We start from the raw sequence: 17,023 nt of genomic DNA on the forward strand, positions 1-17,023 counted from the left end.
CTAAAAAAATAAAAATGAAACATATAGAAAATATAAAAAAACTATTCTCAAGAAACTTCGTTGAAAATCCTTTATTGGAAAGCTTCGAAGTGGGGAAACTTTATCTTTCAAGCGGAAGGCTTATCGCTTGTGATCCTTTGATCACGAATGATATGCTGCCTTTTGCGATCGATTTTCCAAAAGGGAGTTTTTCTGTTTTGCTTCATAAAGAAAAAGAAAGCAACTGCGTGGCATACGCCGAAGTTATTTTCAGTAATTCAGAAATTTCAGATTGGAAATTGGCAACAACTGCCGGACAAAATGTAAAAGATCTGGCTTCTGGTGAAATTTTCGGATACCCTGTAGAAAGCGGAATGGGTTGCTTAATGGATGTTGATACTCAAAACAGCCTTAATGAACTTGAACAAAAGCTGTATCATAGCAAAGGAGCAGATTTTATGGGGATTTATGAAGAATTCTTTCATGAACATTTCTTTGATGAAAACGGAGCAATCGATCAATATGCTTTTCTGAAACCATCAGAAGAACATCCTGGAACTATTTTTGCTTTTGAAACAGGATACGGAGAAGGTTTTTACGCAAGTTATATTGCTTATGATAAAAACAATTCGCCAGTGAAGATGGTCACGGAATTTATCGAGATTAGTTAATTAAAGTTAATTATTTTTGAAACGTATTTACCGTACTATAAATTTGTGAGAATCACAAATAATTAAAACTAATACTAAAACACAATGAATTTCTCATCAGAACAACCGAAAATTATCGTTGTAGGAAGCTCATCAATTGATCTTATCTTAGAAACCGAAAAAGTGCCATGTGCAGGTGAAACTGTTATTGCCTATAATTCTGAAAGTTATTTTGGAGGAAAAGGGGCAAATCAGGCTGTTGGCGCTGCAAGATTGGGAGCTAGTGTTTTTTTTGTGGGTTGTGTCGGGATGGATCCTCTCGGTCAGCAGATCATGAGAAATATGGTAAGTGAAAATGTAAACGTAGGTTTTGTTTTCGAAACGGATCAGGAATCTACGGGGACGGCTTATGTGACAACTGCTGACGGAAGTTCTGGGATTGTTGTGGTTCCTGCTGCCAACAATTACCTGAGTATAGAACATGTAGAAGCTGCGGATAAGTATTTTCATACAACAGATCTTGTTCTTCTTCAGTTGGAAGTTTCAATTGAGGTAATCAGATATGCTGTTAAAAAAGCTAAAAAATACGGTAAAAAGGTAGGATTGTATGCTTCTCCTGCGCAACCCTTAGGTGACGATATTCTTGACAATATAGATTTTATTATTGCAAAAAGCAGTGAGCTTCATATTATTTTTGGTGAAGATCAGCGAGAAGTTATTCTTAAAAAATATTTCAACAAAGTTTTTGTAAGAGATGATGTGAATTCCACAGTATATTTTGATGGAACTGAAATGAAATACTGCAGACATGATAAAGAAAAAACGGTGCAGACAATGGGAATGGGAGATGCATTTACCACAGGTTTCTCGATTGCGTTATGCCACAAAAATTCTATTGAAGAATGTGTGAATTTCGGAAATGAAGTTTCTGCAAGAGTTTCAGGTAAAAAGGGTTCGCAGACAGGTTTGCCAAGAATCTCAGATTTTATTTAATAAGCTATTTGCCACATATCGAAAAAGTAAAACATAGCATAAAGTTATCACTAAAATTTCCACTTTTATAGTGGATTTTTTCTTTTGTATTATGGAGAAGTTAATGCTTACAACTCGGGATCAAATTTCGATCATTTGCCATCTTTTTTTGCCTGAAAGAAGTAACAATAAACTTTTGCTCATCAATTCTGCAACGGGTGTAAAGCAGCAGATTTATTTCTCTTTTGCCCAATATTTTGCTGAACATGGATTTACGGTTATTACCTACGATTATCGTGGAATCGGGCTTTCAAAACCGAAAAATATGAAAGGTTTTAAAGCTTCTATGAGAATCTGGGGATCTGAAGATTATAAAACGGTAACGGATTATATTAAGATTAATTTTAATGATTACCAGAAATATTGTTTAGGACATTCCGTTGGAGCTTTAATTTTAGGAATGAACAAAGATTCTGAAATGTTTGAAGAGTTTATTTTTGTAGGAACTCAAAATGCTTTTGTAGGAAATTTAAAATTCAGAACAAAAATTGAAGCGTATCTCGGTTTTGGGATTGCCCAGCCTGTAATTACCGCATTGTTAGGATATTTCCCGGGAAATTGGTTCGGGCTCGGAGAAAGTCTGCCGAAAAATTGCGCATATGACTGGAGAACCTTAATTTTAAACAGGAAATCAACCAACAGTTTGTTGGAGAAAATTGATGATTATTCTAAAATTTTAACCCAAAAAGTATTTGTCATTCGGGCAGAAGATGATGTTTGGTTAACAGAAAAAGGAGTGAGAAGTCTGTTAAATGACACTTATCCGAATCTGAAACCAACCTACAGATTAATTAAAACTTCTGAGTCGGAAAAAGGACAAATTGGTCATGTTAATTTTTTTAGAAGCTACAATAAAAAACTCTGGAATATTATTTTAAACGAATTGATATAAATGAAGAATCTGATCGAAAAAACAGTAGAATTTGTAAAGGAAAAACTGGAAGGCGCAGAAGCAGGACACGACTGGTTTCACATAGAGAGAGTCTGGAAACTGTCTAAAAAGATTGCCGAGACAGAAAATTGTAATCAGGAAGTTGTTGAATTGGCAGCATTGCTTCACGATATTGCAGATCCAAAATTTCATAATGGTGATGAAACATTAGCATTAAAAGTTTCAAGAGAATTTCTGGAAAGTCAGAATGCTTCAGAAGATTTGATCGAGCAGGTTTTATTTATTATTAAAAATATTTCGTTTAAAAACAGGGGAGAAGTTACTCAAAATCTTCCGATAGAACTGAAAATTGTTCAGGACGCTGACAGAATTGATGCAATTGGTGCCATCGGCGTGGCGAGAACGTTCAATTTTGGAGGTTTCAAAAATAATCTGATGTATGATCCGACCATTGAACCAAAACTGAATATGTCGAAAGATGAATACAAAAAATCAAACGGAACAACGATTAATCATTTCTATGAAAAACTGTTGTTGCTGAAAGAGTTGATGAATACCGAAAAAGGAAAAGAAATTGCCTCTGAAAGACACGATTTTATGCTGAAATTTCTTGATCAGTTTTACAAAGAATGGAATGTTGATTAACATTCGCCCGTAGATTTACAAATCTATATCTTTGCAGTATGATGTTCATCGTGTATATAATTTTTGTCGCACTTCTTATTTCTTTGTTTTTGTTTAAAGTAAAGGCGAAAAAAGGACGGGAATGGGCAAAAATATTCCCTGTAGTCACCGTAGTTTTTGCAATTTCTATATTTACCTATTGGTTTATTAAGAAAAGCTTGGTGAGCATTGTGGAGGATTCGGTGGCATTGCAGATTATTAATAAGCTTCCGCAACCTTTAGATTTTTATGTTATTAATCTAAATGATCCGGAAGCTGATAAGATTTTGGAAACCCAGCACATCGGGAAAATTCGCCCGGAATATTTCAGAATTCAATATTTAAAGATGGATAAGTCTGATGAATATTGGATTGCCGGTTACCTTGGAAAGAAAAATCTTGTCTATTTTTCCCAACATTCTCTTCCAAACAAGAATATCGATCAGATGATTGAGGTTAAAAATTACATCAATCAAAGTGTAAAACTTTCTGATATTGCCAAAAAGCAGATCGACGAATACAATTACCAAAACACAAAAAATGCCATTTGGATCACACTGGATTTTCTTCTGCTTTTCTTAAATCTTGTTCTTTTAATCAGGAAAAAAAGATAATTTTTTTCAGTTTTTATGTCACTTTTAAGGATAATCTAAAACTAACATAACTTTTTCCTTACATTCTTCCGGACAATTTCTTATGAGTTTGTCCTTATTTTGTTTGCTGATCTGTTTGGGCTCAAGCCATTCAGTATGATTCGAACTCATACTGTTTTTGTCATACACTCTTTTTATGGTATTATTTTCATAAAAAGTATATTCATCAGCAAGCCAATTAGTTGTAATGCTGATTGTACAAATTTCTTTTTCCATTTGCATTTTTGTTTTTAAAGTTTATCAATTACTGTACTATCTAATGTAATGATTTATGCAATGTGAAAAAGAGATTGAGGCTAATTTTTTTTCCAGCCTTTAAATTGAAATTTTTTTGTTAAAATTGTATTTTTTATTAAAAATTATTACACCATATAGTGAATAAATTTAAATATTACTAAATGTTAAAATAGCGTTCCTGTGTTTTCAGTCGCCATTTTTGGTATCAAGATGTCAGTTTTCCATTCATCATTCATTTTTTGAATGAAATAGGCAGACAATAAAGGAGAAGCTTTTTCAATATTCTGATGTACAAAAAAGTAGAGATTCTGCAGTCCTTCTTCTTTCCATTTTGTAAGATGATTCATCCAGTCATCCAGTCTTTCGTAATCACTTTCTGCATTGGCTCCTACGTATCGGATAAAAGCGTTGGGAGTCGTCAGTCTCATGTGAAGCATATCTCTTCTTCCGGCAGTATCTACGATGATATTGGTAATATTGTTGTCCTCAAAAAGCTGACAGGTTTTATCTAAAATTTCTTCATCTGTAAACCATTCCGTATTTCTCAGCTCAATGGCTAACGGAACTTCTTTGGGCCAGTTTTTGACAAATTTTTCCAGTCTTTCATAATCTTTTGGCTTAAAATTGTCATGAAGCTGCAAAAAAACCATTCCTAATTTCTCATCAAAATTCAAAACTGCTGAAGCAAATTGTGTTACCACATCATCAATATTCAATAATCTTCTGAAATGGGAAACCGTATTGGGAATTTTTGGGAAGAATTTAAAATCTGCCGGAGTTTTTTCTTTCCATGTAAGAACCTGTGCGGCGCTTGGCATTCCGTAGAAAGTGGCATTCAGCTCAATAGAATTAAATTGTGTTGCGTAATACGTGAGTTCGTCTTTTGTTCCTTTCGGGTAAAATCCTTTAAGATCAGTTTTATTCCATTTTGCACATCCGATAGAAATATTTTTCAAGCCTTTTTTATTTTGCTTTAAAATTTCCTTTGTTTTAGGATGATCTTTGGGTAATGTAAAATCTATTTGTGAAGGATCTTCTACTTGTCCGAATTTCATATCTTACTTTTTTGGATTAAACTGTTTAAACAAATATAATTAAAAGATAAGTTCAGATTTATAAAACATCCACAATTTCGTCTATTTTTAGGTTAATCTTACTTATCACGTTGTCTAAATCTGTCTGAACTTCATTATTCGTAAATCGGATAAGTTGTAAACCATTACTTTCCAATGTCTGGGTTCGTTCATTGTCCCTTTCTATCTGTTCATCGAGATTGTGATATTCTCCATCAATTTCTATGATTAATTTTAATTGATGACAATAAAAATCGGCTATATATAAACTTATCGGATGCTGTCTCCTGAATTTGTAACCTTTTAATTGGTTATTTCTGAGTTTTTCCCAGATAATTTTCTCTTCTGCTGTTTCATTTTTTCTTAGAGACTGAGCTTTTAAGAATGAACTTGACGGCGCACCTTTCCACATTCCTTCATCGTAATTGGGTTTAATTTTTTTCATTTTCGTGTTTTGAGTAAAGTTAATAAATTTTGAAATAGTTAAAATCAAAAATCTTTTCCCCAACCCTAAAGGGAGGATTTTTGCTCACAAAACTATTCATGGTAGAAATTTGCTCCCTTTAGGGTTGGGGAAAATAAATTTCAATCATCACTTTCCAACTCAAAAATATCTTCTACTTTTTTATTAAAATACTTAGCAATTTTCAGTGCTAAAACTGTTGAAGGAACATATTTTCCGGCTTCCATTGCGTTAATGGTTTGTCTCGATACACCAATTTTTTTTGCTAAATCTTCCTGCGTAATATTTTTTACGGCTCTTTCTATTTTAATGGTATTTTTCATTTTTTAAGCAATAAATAATTAAATCTGAAAATATATAAAACCAACGGCAAAAATATAATAATGATCATAACGGTAAAAAATGCCATACCGAATACAGTTAAAAATAGAATCAGAACAGTAGAATAGGTTACGATTAAACTCCAGAAAACAGATCGTAAACGTAAGCTGGAAATGTATTCGTCTTCAATTTTTTCTTTTGAACATCCAAGAAGTAAACCTCCAATGATAATCAATATTCCAAAAAGATTGGGAAAGACAGCAACTTCTGTACTTTTAAACAATCCGGAATCTTCATTACTCAACGGGAATCCGGAATTGTAGAAAACGGGTAAAGAAACTTCGGGAAACGAAAAAACATTTGTTAATGATATTATTCCCAAAAGTAAAGAAGGAATAAAAATAGACCATCCGATTTTTTTGAAATGGTTTGGTAAAAGTTTTAATGTATTATTCATAATTAATTTTTTTGATGATTCAAATGTAATAAATATTTTACATAATGTAAAGTTTATTTTACTTTTTGTTAAAAAATAAAAACCGCAGAAATTTATCTACGGTTTTCTATCAAATTAATATTTCATTAATTATCGCAAAACTTTTTCCATTCAAATTCAATAAGATTTTTTATTGAATTAGGAAGTTTGTCGTTTATTTCTACAAGTGAAATTTTGTTATTTAGGTAGAAAAATATGCAACATTCATTGTAACTAACCATTGCGTCTTTAAAAATTTCTTTATTATCATCTTCAATTTTTTTTAAAATTAAATCGAATTTTTCTGTGCCAATAAATAAATCGAAATTATCATCCATAATACCTGAAATTAAGCTTCACAAGCCGAACAAGAAACAAAATTCACCATCATTTCTTTAGAAACTGAAGAACTTCTTTGGTAATACAGCGTTTTTACTCCTTTTTTCCAAGCTTCGATATAAAGGTAATTTACATCTTTTACCGGCATTGTAGAAGGAATCTGCAAGTTCAGCGACTGCGCCTGATCGATGTATTGTTGTCTCTGTGCAGCCTGAGAAATAATCTCCATCGGAGAAATCTCTTTGAACGTTTTGAATACTGCTTTTTCTTCGTCAGTTAATTCTTTCAAATGTTGTACAGATCCGTGATTCAACATGATTGTTCTCCATGTTTCTTCGTTATCAAGACCTTTTTCTTCCAACAATTTTGCTAAATATTTGTTCTTACGCATAAAGTTTCCTTTAGCCAGACCAGCTTTATAATAATTAGAAGCAAACGGTTCAATTCCCGGAGAAGTCTGTCCTAAGATTGCAGAACTTGAAGTTGTAGGAGCGATTGCCATTGTAGTGGTGTTTCTCAATCCATAACCTTTCAATAATTCCGGTTCACCGTAGATGTTTGCCAATTCTCTTGAAGCGATTTCTGCCTGTTCTTTGATGTGTCTGAAAGCTCTTGCATTGAACTGAGTTGCCTCAAAACTTTCAAACGGAATCATATTTTTCTGCAAATAAGAATGATATCCTAAAACTCCCAAACCAAGCGCTCTGTGACGCAAAGCGAAGTTTCTTGCTCCTTGTAAATAATAATTTCCTTCTGTTTTTTCGATAAACTCAGTTAAAACTGCATCCAGGAAATACACTGCCAATTGTACAGCATTTGTATCTTTCCATTCGTCATACAATTCTAAGTTCATGGAAGATAAACAGCAGATGAAAGATTCTTCTCTTGTAGAAGGAAGCATGATTTCAGAACAAAGATTACTTGCATTAACAGGCATTCCTAAGTCTTTGTAAACCTGTGGTTTATTTCTGTTCACGTTATCTGTGAAGAAAATGTATGGAAGACCTTTCTGCTGACGGCTTTCCAAAACTCTCGCCCAGATTTTACGCTTATCCATGTCACCATCGATCATATCCTGCATCCAGTAATCAGGAACGCAAATTCCTGTAAATAGGTTCTGGATAGGGCTTCCGATATCTTTAATTGATAAAAATTCTTCAATATCTCCGTGGTCGATGTCCAAATAAGCTGCAAAAGCACCTCTTCTTACACCACCTTGAGAAACAACATCCATTGCTGTATCAAACAATTTCATGAAAGAAACAGCTCCGGAAGATTTTCCATTGTCAGTTACCGCAGTTCCTCTGTTACGAAGTTCTCCGAAATATCCTGAAGTTCCTCCACCGATTTTCGTCTGCATGATCACTTCACCCATTTTGTGGGTAATTCCTTCAATGCTGTCCGGAATATGAACGTTGAAACAAGAAATAGGAAGACCTCTCTGAGTTCCCATATTTGCCCAAACCGGAGACGAGAAACTGATCCATCCTTTCGTGATCATTTCTTTGAAAGCAGGCTGGAGTTCAGGTTTGTATAATTTTTTGGCAGCAGCAGTAGTGATTCTGTCGATTGCTCCGTCTACAGTTTCTCCTTTTAAAAGGTATCCTCTGTTCAGCATTTGCTCAGATTCTTCGTTGAGCCACCATATATTGTTGTTTTTTTCGTCCATAGATTTTATATTTTCGAATTCCTGAGTGGGTTTAAGGCTCAGGAATTTTGTTTAATTATTTAACAATAAGAGTTTAAAAACTCGATAGTATTATTTTTTAGACCTAAGCTTGAACATTCTCCGTTTGTTGCTGTAACAAGTATTTGGTCATCTTTTTCAATAGCTTCAGCTAAAAATGCACTGATATGAACTGCTATTTCAGATGTTGTAATAAACCATGTATTTGGGAAAACTCCAATACATTGATCTGAAAGTTCCTTGATACACTTTTCTAATTTATGATTTACTTTGAAAGTATTTGAATAGTAATTAATTAAGTATGTTGTCATAAAATTTAAAACAAATCATTCGCCGTAATACTCTTGTCATGCTTCGTGTAATCCACCGGTCTTTTTGCAAAGAAATCATCCATAGAATTGGCGAAAACTTCTTCTTCGAACCAAATCATTGGTTTATACTGTTCAGCAGAAACGTTGTAACGGGTTGCCATATTGATTTTTTTAAGGCTGTCGTCAACACGGTATTTCATGAAATTAATTAAATCTTCTTTTGAGAAAACACTTATTTCTCCCATTTCGAAAATCCAGTCAAGAATTTCACCTTCCAGTTCGATAGATTGGTCAACCAAAGTATAAATATCTTCAATATCAGAATCTGTCAAAAGATCCGGCTGTTCTTCACGAATTTTGTTGATTAAATAAATTCCTCCATTTGCGTGGATTTGTTCATCAATTGAAGTCCACGCAATAATATTGGAAACATTTTTCATGTATCCTTTAAATCTTGTGAACGAAAGAATGATGGCAAACTGAGAAAATAAAGACACATTTTCTATCAGAATACTGAACAGCAAAAGAGAAGATACATACTCTTTCGGCGTTGCAGAATTGGCGTGCTTTAAGACATTAGATAAAAATTCTATTCTCTTTTTTAAGGCAGGAACTTCCACAACATGGGTAAATTCTTCATTATAACCCAACACTTCCAACAAACGAGAATACGCTTCCGAGTGACGGAATTCACATTCAGCAAATGTTGAACCCAAACCATTCAATTCCGGCTTTGGAAGGTGGTTGTAAAGATTTCCCCAAAACGACTTTACAGAAACTTCAATCTGAGCAATGGCCAACAATGCGTTTTTTACGGCATTTTTTTCGTGCGGTTCCAGTTGTGATTGGAAATCCTGAACATCGGCTGTAAAATCTACTTCCGAGTGTACCCAAAATGATTTGTTGATGGCTTCTACAAATTGAAGGACCTCCGGATACTCAAAAGGCTTATAACTTACTCTCTTATCAAAAATTCCCATAGTAAAGTGTCTTAAAAAATTAAATAAATGATCAGTGTGGATAACATTCAAAAAATATTCAACAATATGATTTTCTGTGACTTACAATAAAAAGTTATCAACCATGAAAGTGTTTTATTTTTTGTATTGTATAAGTACAAAGTTCGACAAAAAGAACTGTATTTGAAAGGGGGAAACACTAAATGATTGAGTTTTAACTGTAAAAGTTTTCCACATTTACATGAAAGTTGCTCTGTTATTGGTTTACAAAGGCTTATCGTGCGGAAAAGACTGTTATAAGGAAATTTTAATTAAACAGTTTTGTATAAATGTTTATTAATAAAGGATTAATCAATTAAACAATAATTTAAATAAAGAATTTTTCAATCTTCGTAACAAATTGAAAATAACATCTACTTATTAGCTATAAAAACAAACATCGCTTCATGTTAGTAATTCAGGATCTACATAAATCATACGATACGGGTAAAAGTAAGTTGCACGTTCTCAAGGGTATTAATCTTAGTATTGAAGAGGGCGAGTTTGTCTCTATTATGGGAAGTTCCGGTTCGGGAAAGTCTACGCTTCTTAATATTATCGGTATTCTTGATGAAAAAGATTCCGGGGTTTACGAATTGGATAATGTTCCGATTGAGCATTTATCTGAAATAAAAGCGGCGGAGTACAGAAGTAAGTTTTTGGGATTTATTTTCCAGTCTTTTAATTTGATTGGATATAAAACGGCTTTGGATAATGTTGCGCTGCCTTTGTATTATCAAAACGTTCCGAGAAAAGAACGTGATAAAAAAGCAATGGAATATTTGGAGAAAGTAGGACTTGCGCAGTGGGCAAATCACCTTCCGAACGAGCTTTCAGGAGGTCAGAAACAGAGAGTTGCCATCGCAAGAGCATTGATTACGGATCCAAAGGTTGTTTTAGCAGATGAACCAACAGGAGCATTGGATTCTAAAACGACACATGATATTATGAAGCTTCTTCAGGATATTAATAATGAAGGAAAAACGATCATCGTGGTAACGCACGAACCTGATGTAGCGGCACAAACCAAAAGAAATGTCATTCTGAAAGATGGAATCATTGAGAGTGATGAGTTTATCAAGCAGATTGTACTAGAATAAAGTGAAGGGGTGAATAGTCAGTTTTGCTTTGCAAGTGAATTTTTTAAGTGACTGGAAAATTGACAATTGATATTCAAAATAAACGTAAACACAAATGCAATTAAAAAAATGAAAAATGTTTTTAAATCTGAACCATTATAATCTTGATGTTTATAAATCTGCAAGGGAATTGAGAATCGAATGTTATAAAATTCTTCCGAAACTTCCGGAAAGCGAAAGATTTAACATAACAGGTCAAATAAGAAGGGCTTCAACTTCAGTTGTTTTAAATATTACAGAAGGTTGTTCAAGAAAATCTGAGATTGAAAGAAAAAGATATTTTGAAATAGCAAGAGGTTCGGTAATCGAATTAGATTCTTGTTTTGATATCATTATTGAAAGTAATTATGTTGAAACAGATCAAGTGATTAAGATTGGAAAATTAATTAAGACCTCATTTATACTATTAAGTGGAATGTTGAAAAAGTGATGAGATAGCGAAATGTGAATGGTCAATTTTGTTTCACAAGTGAATTTTGTAAAAAAAAATTGACAAAGAAATTAATTGACTTCAAAGAAAATTCACAGCATGGCTAATTCACTTTTTACAACGTAAAAAATAAAAAATATGTTCGATTTAGATCGTTGGCAGGAAATATTCAGTTCTATTCGCAGTAATGTATTGCGAACGGTACTTTCCGGTTTTACAGTGGCTTTGGGATTATTTATTTTCATTGTGCTTTTCGGGATCGGAACGGGTTTGCAGAACGCTTTCACGGCAGGCTTTGCGGGAGATGCCCAGAATCTTATTTCTATTGTTACAGGAAAAACTACGATTGCGTATAAAGGACTTCAATCCGAAAGAATTGTCACTCTGAATAATGACGACTACGATTTTCTAGTCAATATGGATAAAGAAAAAGTAGGAAGCACTTCACCAAGATATACCGCAAATTTATTGGTAAAATACGGTGATGAAAGCGGAAATTATCAGATAAACGGAGCTGAACCAGCAGAACAGACTATTGAAAACCGGAAAATGATTGAGGGGCGTTATATTTCTCCGGGAGATTTGGACAGAAAGCAAAATGTGGCAGTGATCGGAAGAATGGTTCAGCGTGATTTAATAAAAAACGGAAGCCCTGTAGGAAAAGAGCTGGATATCAACGGAACGATGTTTAAAGTAATCGGTGTGTTTTCTGATGACGGTGGCGATCGGGATGAAAGGCATATTACGGTTCCCATTACCACCTTACAGCAAATGAAAAAGGGTTCAGATACAATAAGTATAGGTTATATTGCTTATAATGAAAAATTGAATCCTCAACAGGCAATTGCTTATGGTGATGAATTAAAAGACAGATTAAAAGCCAGAAAAAATGTATCTCCAGACGATGAAAATGGAGTTCGTGTATGGAATAATGCTAAAAATATGAGCGATACTTTCGCATTTATGGCAGTGCTTACGGGAATTGTAGCTTTTATCGGTTTAGGAACATTAATCGCCGGGATTATAGGAATCAGCAATATCATGGTGTACATTGTGAAAGAACGAACAAAAGAAATCGGAGTAAGAAAAGCGATTGGGGCAAAACCAAGAAGTATTGTTGCTCTGATTGTTCAGGAAAGTGTTGTGATTACGGTTATTTCAGGATTTGTAGGCGTTGGTCTGGGGGTTTTGGTATTACACTTAATTGGCGACAGTTTGGAAGAATATTTCATTAAAAATCCGAGTGTGGGCTGGGGATCAATAATTGCAGCGTTCATCGCCTTGGTTTTTTCAGGATTAATTGCAGGTTTTGTTCCGGCATACAGAGCATCGAAGATTAAGCCGATTGAAGCATTAAGATCAGAATAGCAAATGGTGAATAGTCAATTGTGAATCTTGAAAGATGAAAAATTAATAATGAAATTAATTGACTTCGAAGGAAATTCACTTTTACATCGTAAAATATTGATAGTAAGAAAATGAACATAATATTTAAAAAAGATACTTGGCAGGAAATTTATTATTCATTGAAGAATAATAAACTCCGAACGTTCCTTACCATGATTGGTGTGGGTTGGGGTATGTTTTTGTATGTTGCTTTATTGGGGGCGGCGAAAGGGATGGAAAATGGTTTTGATAAATTATTTTCTGGTTTTGCGACCAACTCAATCTTCCTTTGGGCTCAGAATACATCGATTCCTTATGATGGTTTTCCAAAAGGTAGAGGTCTGAAACTAAATCTTTCAGATATTGAAATGTTAAAAAGAAAAATTCCTAATATCGATTATATTTCTCCACAAAATTCCCGTGGAAGTTTTACAGGAACGCCCGGCGAACAAATGTCGAGAAATGGTAAAAACGGGACATATTCTTTAACGGGAGATTATCCGGTAGGAAATAAAATTTCAGAGAAAAAGTTAATTTACGGGCGTTATATCAATGATGCCGATGTTTCAGGAAATAAAAATGTAGCCGTAATAGGTGAAGAGATTTATAAAAACTTTTTTGATTCCAAAAAAAATGAAAATCCTCTTGGGAAATCTATTAATGTAAAAGGAATTTTCTTTAATGTAATCGGAGTTTTCAGAGTAAAAAAAGGAGGCGGATTTGAAAATGATCAGACCATATTTATTCCACTTTCCACGTATACCAAAATGTACAACGCAGCCGATCAGATCGATATGTTTGCGATTGTAAGTAAGCCGAATGCTGATGTAAATTCAGTAGAAGAAAGTGTAAAACAGGAGTTGAAAGCGAAGAATAAAGTTTCGCCAGAAGATACCAACGCATTTGGAAGTTTCAATCTTGGAAAAGAATTTAAAAAACTAACAGGATTCTTAACCGGAATGCAGCTTTTAACAATCATTGTAGGAACTTTAACGATCATTGCAGGAGTCATTGCTATTTCAAATATCCTTTTAATTACAGTAAAAGAAAGAACAAAAGAAATCGGAATCAGACGGGCGTTAGGTGCAAAACCTTCGGAAGTAAGAAATCAGATTTTGTTGGAAAGTGTTGTGATTACACTCTCGTCCGGATTGCTCGGATTTATGTCGGGAATTTTTGTCTTAATGATTTTAGATATGGCAACGCAAGGTCAGGATGCTTTCCCTTTCTATAACCCAACGGTGAATTACGGAGACGTTTTCGCAGCCATGGCGGTTATGGTGATTTTAGGATTAGTCATCGGAATGATTCCTGCGCAGAGAGCAGTAAAAATCCGACCGATAGAAGCATTAAGAACAGAATAATTTAAAAATGATATAATTTGATGATTAGGATTTAATAATTTCTCAATCTCATAATCTCGAAATATTTTAATTAAGTAAAAAAATAAACTATACATATGAAAAAGAAATTCACTTGGAAAAAAGCCATTTATATTGTCCTTGGACTTGTATTTGCCGTGGCGTTATTCTCAGGAATCGGATATCTTGTAAAATCAAATTCTAAGGAAAGTGAAGCTTTTCTTACCAGAAAACCAACCGTTCAGAATATGGATGATAAGGTAATGGCAACAGGAAAAATTGTTCCCAAAGAAGAAATCGAGATCAAACCGAATATCGCAGGGATTATCGACAAAATTTTGGTAGAAGAAGGAGATAGAGTAGAAGCCGGCCAGTTAATCGCAACGGTAAGAATCATCCCGAATCTTGCGGATGTAAACAGTGCGCAGCAGAATATTCAGAATTCTGAACTTCAAATCAGCAATGCAAAAATGAATGTTGATAATATGCGCAAGCAGTTCGAAATGCAGGAAAAACTGTACAAACAAGGAGTTGCTTCAAAGCAGGAATATCTGAATGCACAGCAGCAGTTATATTCTACACAGCAGACATTGAAAAATGCAAATCAGCAACTGGTAACGGCACAAAAAACATTACAAATTGTAAAAACAGGTTCAACTCCGGAACTTAAAGGACTGGCGACAACTCAGATTCGTTCAAAAGCTTCAGGAACCGTTCTTGAAGTTCCTGTAAAAGTGGGAAGTCAGGTGATTGAAGCCAACTCTTTCAACGCAGGAACCACGATCTGTTCGATTGCGGATCTTAATTCTTTGATTTTCCAAGGTGAAATAGACGAAGCGCAAGCCGGAAAATTAAAGCAGGGAATGGAAATGAAAATCGTAATCGGTGCATTACAAAACAAGAGTTTCCCAGGTAAGCTGACGATGATCGCTCCGAAAGGAAAAGACAATAATGGAACCATTAAATTCCCGGTTGAAGGCGATGTGAACAATCCAAACAATGAATACATCAGAGCCGGATTTTCTGCCAACGGAGAAATCGTGCTGAGTTCTCAGAAAAATGCTTTGTTATTGGATGAATCATTGGTTCAGTACGAGAAGAAAAATGGGAAAGACGTTTCTTTCGTTGAGGTAAAACAGGCAGACGGAAAGTTCAAAAAAGTGTATGTGAAATTAGGGGCAAGTGATGGAATCAACGTTCAGGTTTTATCCGGAATCGATAAAAATGCAGATGTAAAAGTCTGGAATCCTTCCGACAAAGACAAAGAAGAATTGAAAGAAAAGGCGAAGAAATAATAAACTAGACTATATATTTTAAACTGTAATCCTGAGAAATTTTTCTCGGGATTTTTTTATTAAAATCTGTCCGGAACGTGGAAGCAATCTCAAAAAAATACACATCATTTTTTTGAGCTATTTCCTGCTTTCCGTTGCAATCTTTTTTTTTCAAAAAAGGATTTTCACTTCAATCAGGGCTAAGTTGGAAGTTTACACTAAAAACGGAAGCCATTTATTCAATTAAGAAACTGAACAATTCTTACAATACCCGGAAATAAATCCATTAAAAGTAACAGACTGATAGCCTTGTGGTAATTTTACATCAACTTCGTTTGGCAGGCATTCAATTTGTTCACACGTCAGACATTTGAAGTGAAAGTGATTATGCTGATGTTTCTTTTCAGAACAATTGATGCAAAAGGCAAAATAAAATTTTCCGTCATCACCCAGAATTTTGTGAACAATTCCGTCTTCGCAGAAGCTGTTTAAAACTCTGTAAATCGTTGCCCGATCCACAGCTTCTCCCAATTCTTTTTGTAAAACTTCCTGACTGACGGCAGATTTTGAATTCTTTAATGAGTCCAGAATTAATTGTTTGGTCGGTGTGTTTCGTTTTGCCATGCTACAAAGATAAAAAATATTATTGCGATAAAGTCGCATTAGTAAAAATTTGTTTTACCTTTGTGATATCAATAAACAATAGATTATGGAACAAAATTTTGACGTTATCATTATAGGAGGAAGCTACGCAGGATTATCTGCGGGAATGGCTTTGGGAAGATCTTTAAGAAATGTTTTAATTATTGATAGCGGAAAACCGTGTAACCGACAAACTCCGCATTCACACAATTTCATCACTCACGATGGGAAAACTCCGAAAGAAATTTCTAATCTGGCAAAAGAGCAGGTTTTGAAATATGAAACCGTAAAATTCCATGACGGGATCGTGGTAAAAACGTCAAAAAATGAGGATAGCTTTGAAGTTGAAACTGAAAATGGAAAAATATTTCATGCTAAAAAAATAATTCTTGCTTCAGGAATTAAAGATATAATGCCTAATATTCCGGGATTTGCAGAATGTTGGGGAATTTCTGTGATTCATTGTCCATATTGTCACGGCTACGAAGTGAAAGGAAAAGTAACAGGAATTATGGCAAACGGAGATATGGCTTTTGATTTCTCAAAACTTGTTTTTAATTTAACAAAAGACCTGACATTGTTTACCAACGGAAAATCGACATTAACTCAGGAACAGGTTGAAAAATTCAATCAAAATAAAATCAATCTCAATGAAGATGAAATCAGTGAAATTGTACACAAAAACGGACAAATTGAAAAAGTAATCCTTAAAAACGGAAAGGAAATTTCATTGGAAGTTTTGTATGCAAAGATTCCTTTTGAACAGAATATTAAGGTTGAAGATTTGGGAATTGAATTAAACGAGCAAGGTTTTATTACAGTTGATATGATGCAGAAAACAAATATTCCCGGAGTTTTTGCCTGCGGAGATAATGTAACGATGATGCGTTCGGTGGCCAATGCAGTTGCTCAGGGAAATTTTACGGGAGCGGTTGTGAATAAAGAACTTTCGGAAGAAGAATTTTAAATATTTAAATAATAGAAGGCGAATTTGCGAATTAAGGAATCACTCTTTCAA

At 34.2% G+C, this 17,023-nt stretch carries 21 protein-coding genes; 11 read left to right on the forward strand and 10 right to left on the reverse strand.

Going from position 1 to position 17,023, the window contains the following annotated elements; genetic code table 11:
* Window positions 1-14: 14 nt before the first annotated feature.
* The 5 genes from ASG22_RS11865 (at window position 15) to ASG22_RS11885 (ending at window position 3,830) form a co-directional block, all read left to right on the forward strand.
* Window positions 15-650: a DUF4241 domain-containing protein gene (locus tag ASG22_RS11865; protein WP_055984597.1), complete on the forward strand. Its 636-nt coding sequence runs from the start codon at window positions 15-17 to the stop codon at window positions 648-650.
* A gap of 84 nt (window positions 651-734) precedes the next feature.
* A complete protein-coding gene (locus tag ASG22_RS11870; protein WP_055984599.1) occupies window positions 735-1,622 on the forward strand; it encodes a ribokinase in 888 nt (295 codons plus the stop codon).
* A gap of 91 nt (window positions 1,623-1,713) precedes the next feature.
* The gene (locus ASG22_RS11875) at window positions 1,714-2,553 is read left to right on the forward strand and encodes an alpha/beta fold hydrolase (RefSeq protein ID WP_055984601.1); all 840 of its coding nucleotides are present in this window, start codon (window positions 1,714-1,716) and stop codon (window positions 2,551-2,553) included.
* Window positions 2,554-3,198: an HD domain-containing protein gene (locus ASG22_RS11880; RefSeq protein ID WP_055984603.1), complete on the forward strand. Its 645-nt coding sequence runs from the start codon at window positions 2,554-2,556 to the stop codon at window positions 3,196-3,198. It begins immediately after the preceding gene.
* Window positions 3,199-3,236: 38 nt separating this feature from the next.
* On the forward strand, window positions 3,237-3,830 hold the full coding sequence (locus ASG22_RS11885) for a hypothetical protein (protein WP_082505004.1): 594 nt from the start codon (window positions 3,237-3,239) through the stop codon (window positions 3,828-3,830).
* A 24-nt stretch (window positions 3,831-3,854) separates the two neighbouring features.
* Here ASG22_RS11885 and ASG22_RS11890 read toward each other — a convergent pair whose 3' ends face one another.
* The 9 genes from ASG22_RS11890 to ASG22_RS11930 all read right to left on the reverse strand — a co-directional run bounded on the left by ASG22_RS11890 (window position 3,855) and on the right by ASG22_RS11930 (window position 9,755).
* Window positions 3,855-4,085, reverse strand: coding sequence for a hypothetical protein (locus ASG22_RS11890; RefSeq protein ID WP_055984608.1), 231 nt, complete (start codon window positions 4,083-4,085; stop codon window positions 3,855-3,857).
* 185 nt (window positions 4,086-4,270) lie between these two features.
* Window positions 4,271-5,161 (reverse strand): DUF72 domain-containing protein, encoded by an 891-nt coding sequence (locus ASG22_RS11895; RefSeq protein WP_055984611.1) that lies wholly within the window; start codon window positions 5,159-5,161, stop codon window positions 4,271-4,273.
* Window positions 5,162-5,219: 58 nt separating this feature from the next.
* The gene (locus ASG22_RS11900; RefSeq protein WP_238586910.1) at window positions 5,220-5,624 is read right to left on the reverse strand and encodes an endonuclease domain-containing protein; all 405 of its coding nucleotides are present in this window, start codon (window positions 5,622-5,624) and stop codon (window positions 5,220-5,222) included.
* Between the two features lie 140 nt (window positions 5,625-5,764).
* A complete protein-coding gene (locus ASG22_RS11905) occupies window positions 5,765-5,965 on the reverse strand; it encodes a helix-turn-helix transcriptional regulator (RefSeq protein ID WP_055984615.1) in 201 nt (66 codons plus the stop codon).
* Entirely contained in the window at window positions 5,962-6,420 is a 459-nt protein-coding gene (locus ASG22_RS11910; RefSeq protein ID WP_055984618.1) for a hypothetical protein, read from the reverse strand. Before ASG22_RS11910 ends, ASG22_RS11905 begins: the two co-directional genes overlap by 4 nt.
* 125 nt (window positions 6,421-6,545) lie before the next feature.
* Window positions 6,546-6,776: a hypothetical protein gene (locus ASG22_RS11915; RefSeq protein ID WP_055984620.1), complete on the reverse strand. Its 231-nt coding sequence runs from the start codon at window positions 6,774-6,776 to the stop codon at window positions 6,546-6,548.
* Between the two features lie 11 nt (window positions 6,777-6,787).
* The gene (locus ASG22_RS11920) at window positions 6,788-8,455 is read right to left on the reverse strand and encodes a ribonucleoside-diphosphate reductase subunit alpha (RefSeq protein ID WP_262483955.1); all 1,668 of its coding nucleotides are present in this window, start codon (window positions 8,453-8,455) and stop codon (window positions 6,788-6,790) included.
* Window positions 8,456-8,505: 50 nt separating this feature from the next.
* Entirely contained in the window at window positions 8,506-8,775 is a 270-nt protein-coding gene (locus ASG22_RS11925; RefSeq protein WP_055984627.1) for a hypothetical protein, read from the reverse strand.
* A gap of 5 nt (window positions 8,776-8,780) precedes the next feature.
* Window positions 8,781-9,755 (reverse strand): ribonucleotide-diphosphate reductase subunit beta, encoded by a 975-nt coding sequence (locus ASG22_RS11930; protein ID WP_055984630.1) that lies wholly within the window; start codon window positions 9,753-9,755, stop codon window positions 8,781-8,783.
* A 425-nt stretch (window positions 9,756-10,180) separates the two neighbouring features.
* Between ASG22_RS11930 and ASG22_RS11935 the strand changes: the two genes are divergently transcribed.
* The 5 genes from ASG22_RS11935 to ASG22_RS11955 all read left to right on the forward strand — a co-directional run bounded on the left by ASG22_RS11935 (window position 10,181) and on the right by ASG22_RS11955 (window position 15,384).
* Window positions 10,181-10,873, forward strand: coding sequence for an ABC transporter ATP-binding protein (locus tag ASG22_RS11935; protein WP_055984633.1), 693 nt, complete (start codon window positions 10,181-10,183; stop codon window positions 10,871-10,873).
* Between the two features lie 115 nt (window positions 10,874-10,988).
* Window positions 10,989-11,342, forward strand: a complete 354-nt coding sequence (locus ASG22_RS11940; protein WP_055984635.1) for a four helix bundle protein — start codon at window positions 10,989-10,991, stop codon at window positions 11,340-11,342.
* Between the two features lie 138 nt (window positions 11,343-11,480).
* On the forward strand, window positions 11,481-12,710 hold the full coding sequence (locus ASG22_RS11945; protein ID WP_055984638.1) for an ABC transporter permease: 1,230 nt from the start codon (window positions 11,481-11,483) through the stop codon (window positions 12,708-12,710).
* Between the two features lie 110 nt (window positions 12,711-12,820).
* Window positions 12,821-14,092: an ABC transporter permease gene (locus ASG22_RS11950; protein WP_055984642.1), complete on the forward strand. Its 1,272-nt coding sequence runs from the start codon at window positions 12,821-12,823 to the stop codon at window positions 14,090-14,092.
* A 95-nt stretch (window positions 14,093-14,187) separates the two neighbouring features.
* Entirely contained in the window at window positions 14,188-15,384 is a 1,197-nt protein-coding gene (locus tag ASG22_RS11955; RefSeq protein WP_055984645.1) for an efflux RND transporter periplasmic adaptor subunit, read from the forward strand.
* A gap of 222 nt (window positions 15,385-15,606) precedes the next feature.
* Here the strand turns inward: ASG22_RS11955 and ASG22_RS11960 are convergent, their stop codons facing one another.
* On the reverse strand, window positions 15,607-15,987 hold the full coding sequence (locus ASG22_RS11960) for a Fur family transcriptional regulator (RefSeq protein ID WP_055984648.1): 381 nt from the start codon (window positions 15,985-15,987) through the stop codon (window positions 15,607-15,609).
* Window positions 15,988-16,072: 85 nt separating this feature from the next.
* Here ASG22_RS11960 and ASG22_RS11965 point away from each other — a divergent pair, with 85 nt between their 5' ends.
* On the forward strand, window positions 16,073-16,972 hold the full coding sequence (locus tag ASG22_RS11965) for an NAD(P)/FAD-dependent oxidoreductase (RefSeq protein WP_055984653.1): 900 nt from the start codon (window positions 16,073-16,075) through the stop codon (window positions 16,970-16,972).
* The last annotated feature ends 51 nt before the right edge of the window (window positions 16,973-17,023 follow it).

Origin of the sequence: Chryseobacterium sp. Leaf405 (assembly GCF_001425355.1) — a bacterium.
In the GTDB taxonomy this organism is placed as follows: domain Bacteria; phylum Bacteroidota; class Bacteroidia; order Flavobacteriales; family Weeksellaceae; genus Chryseobacterium.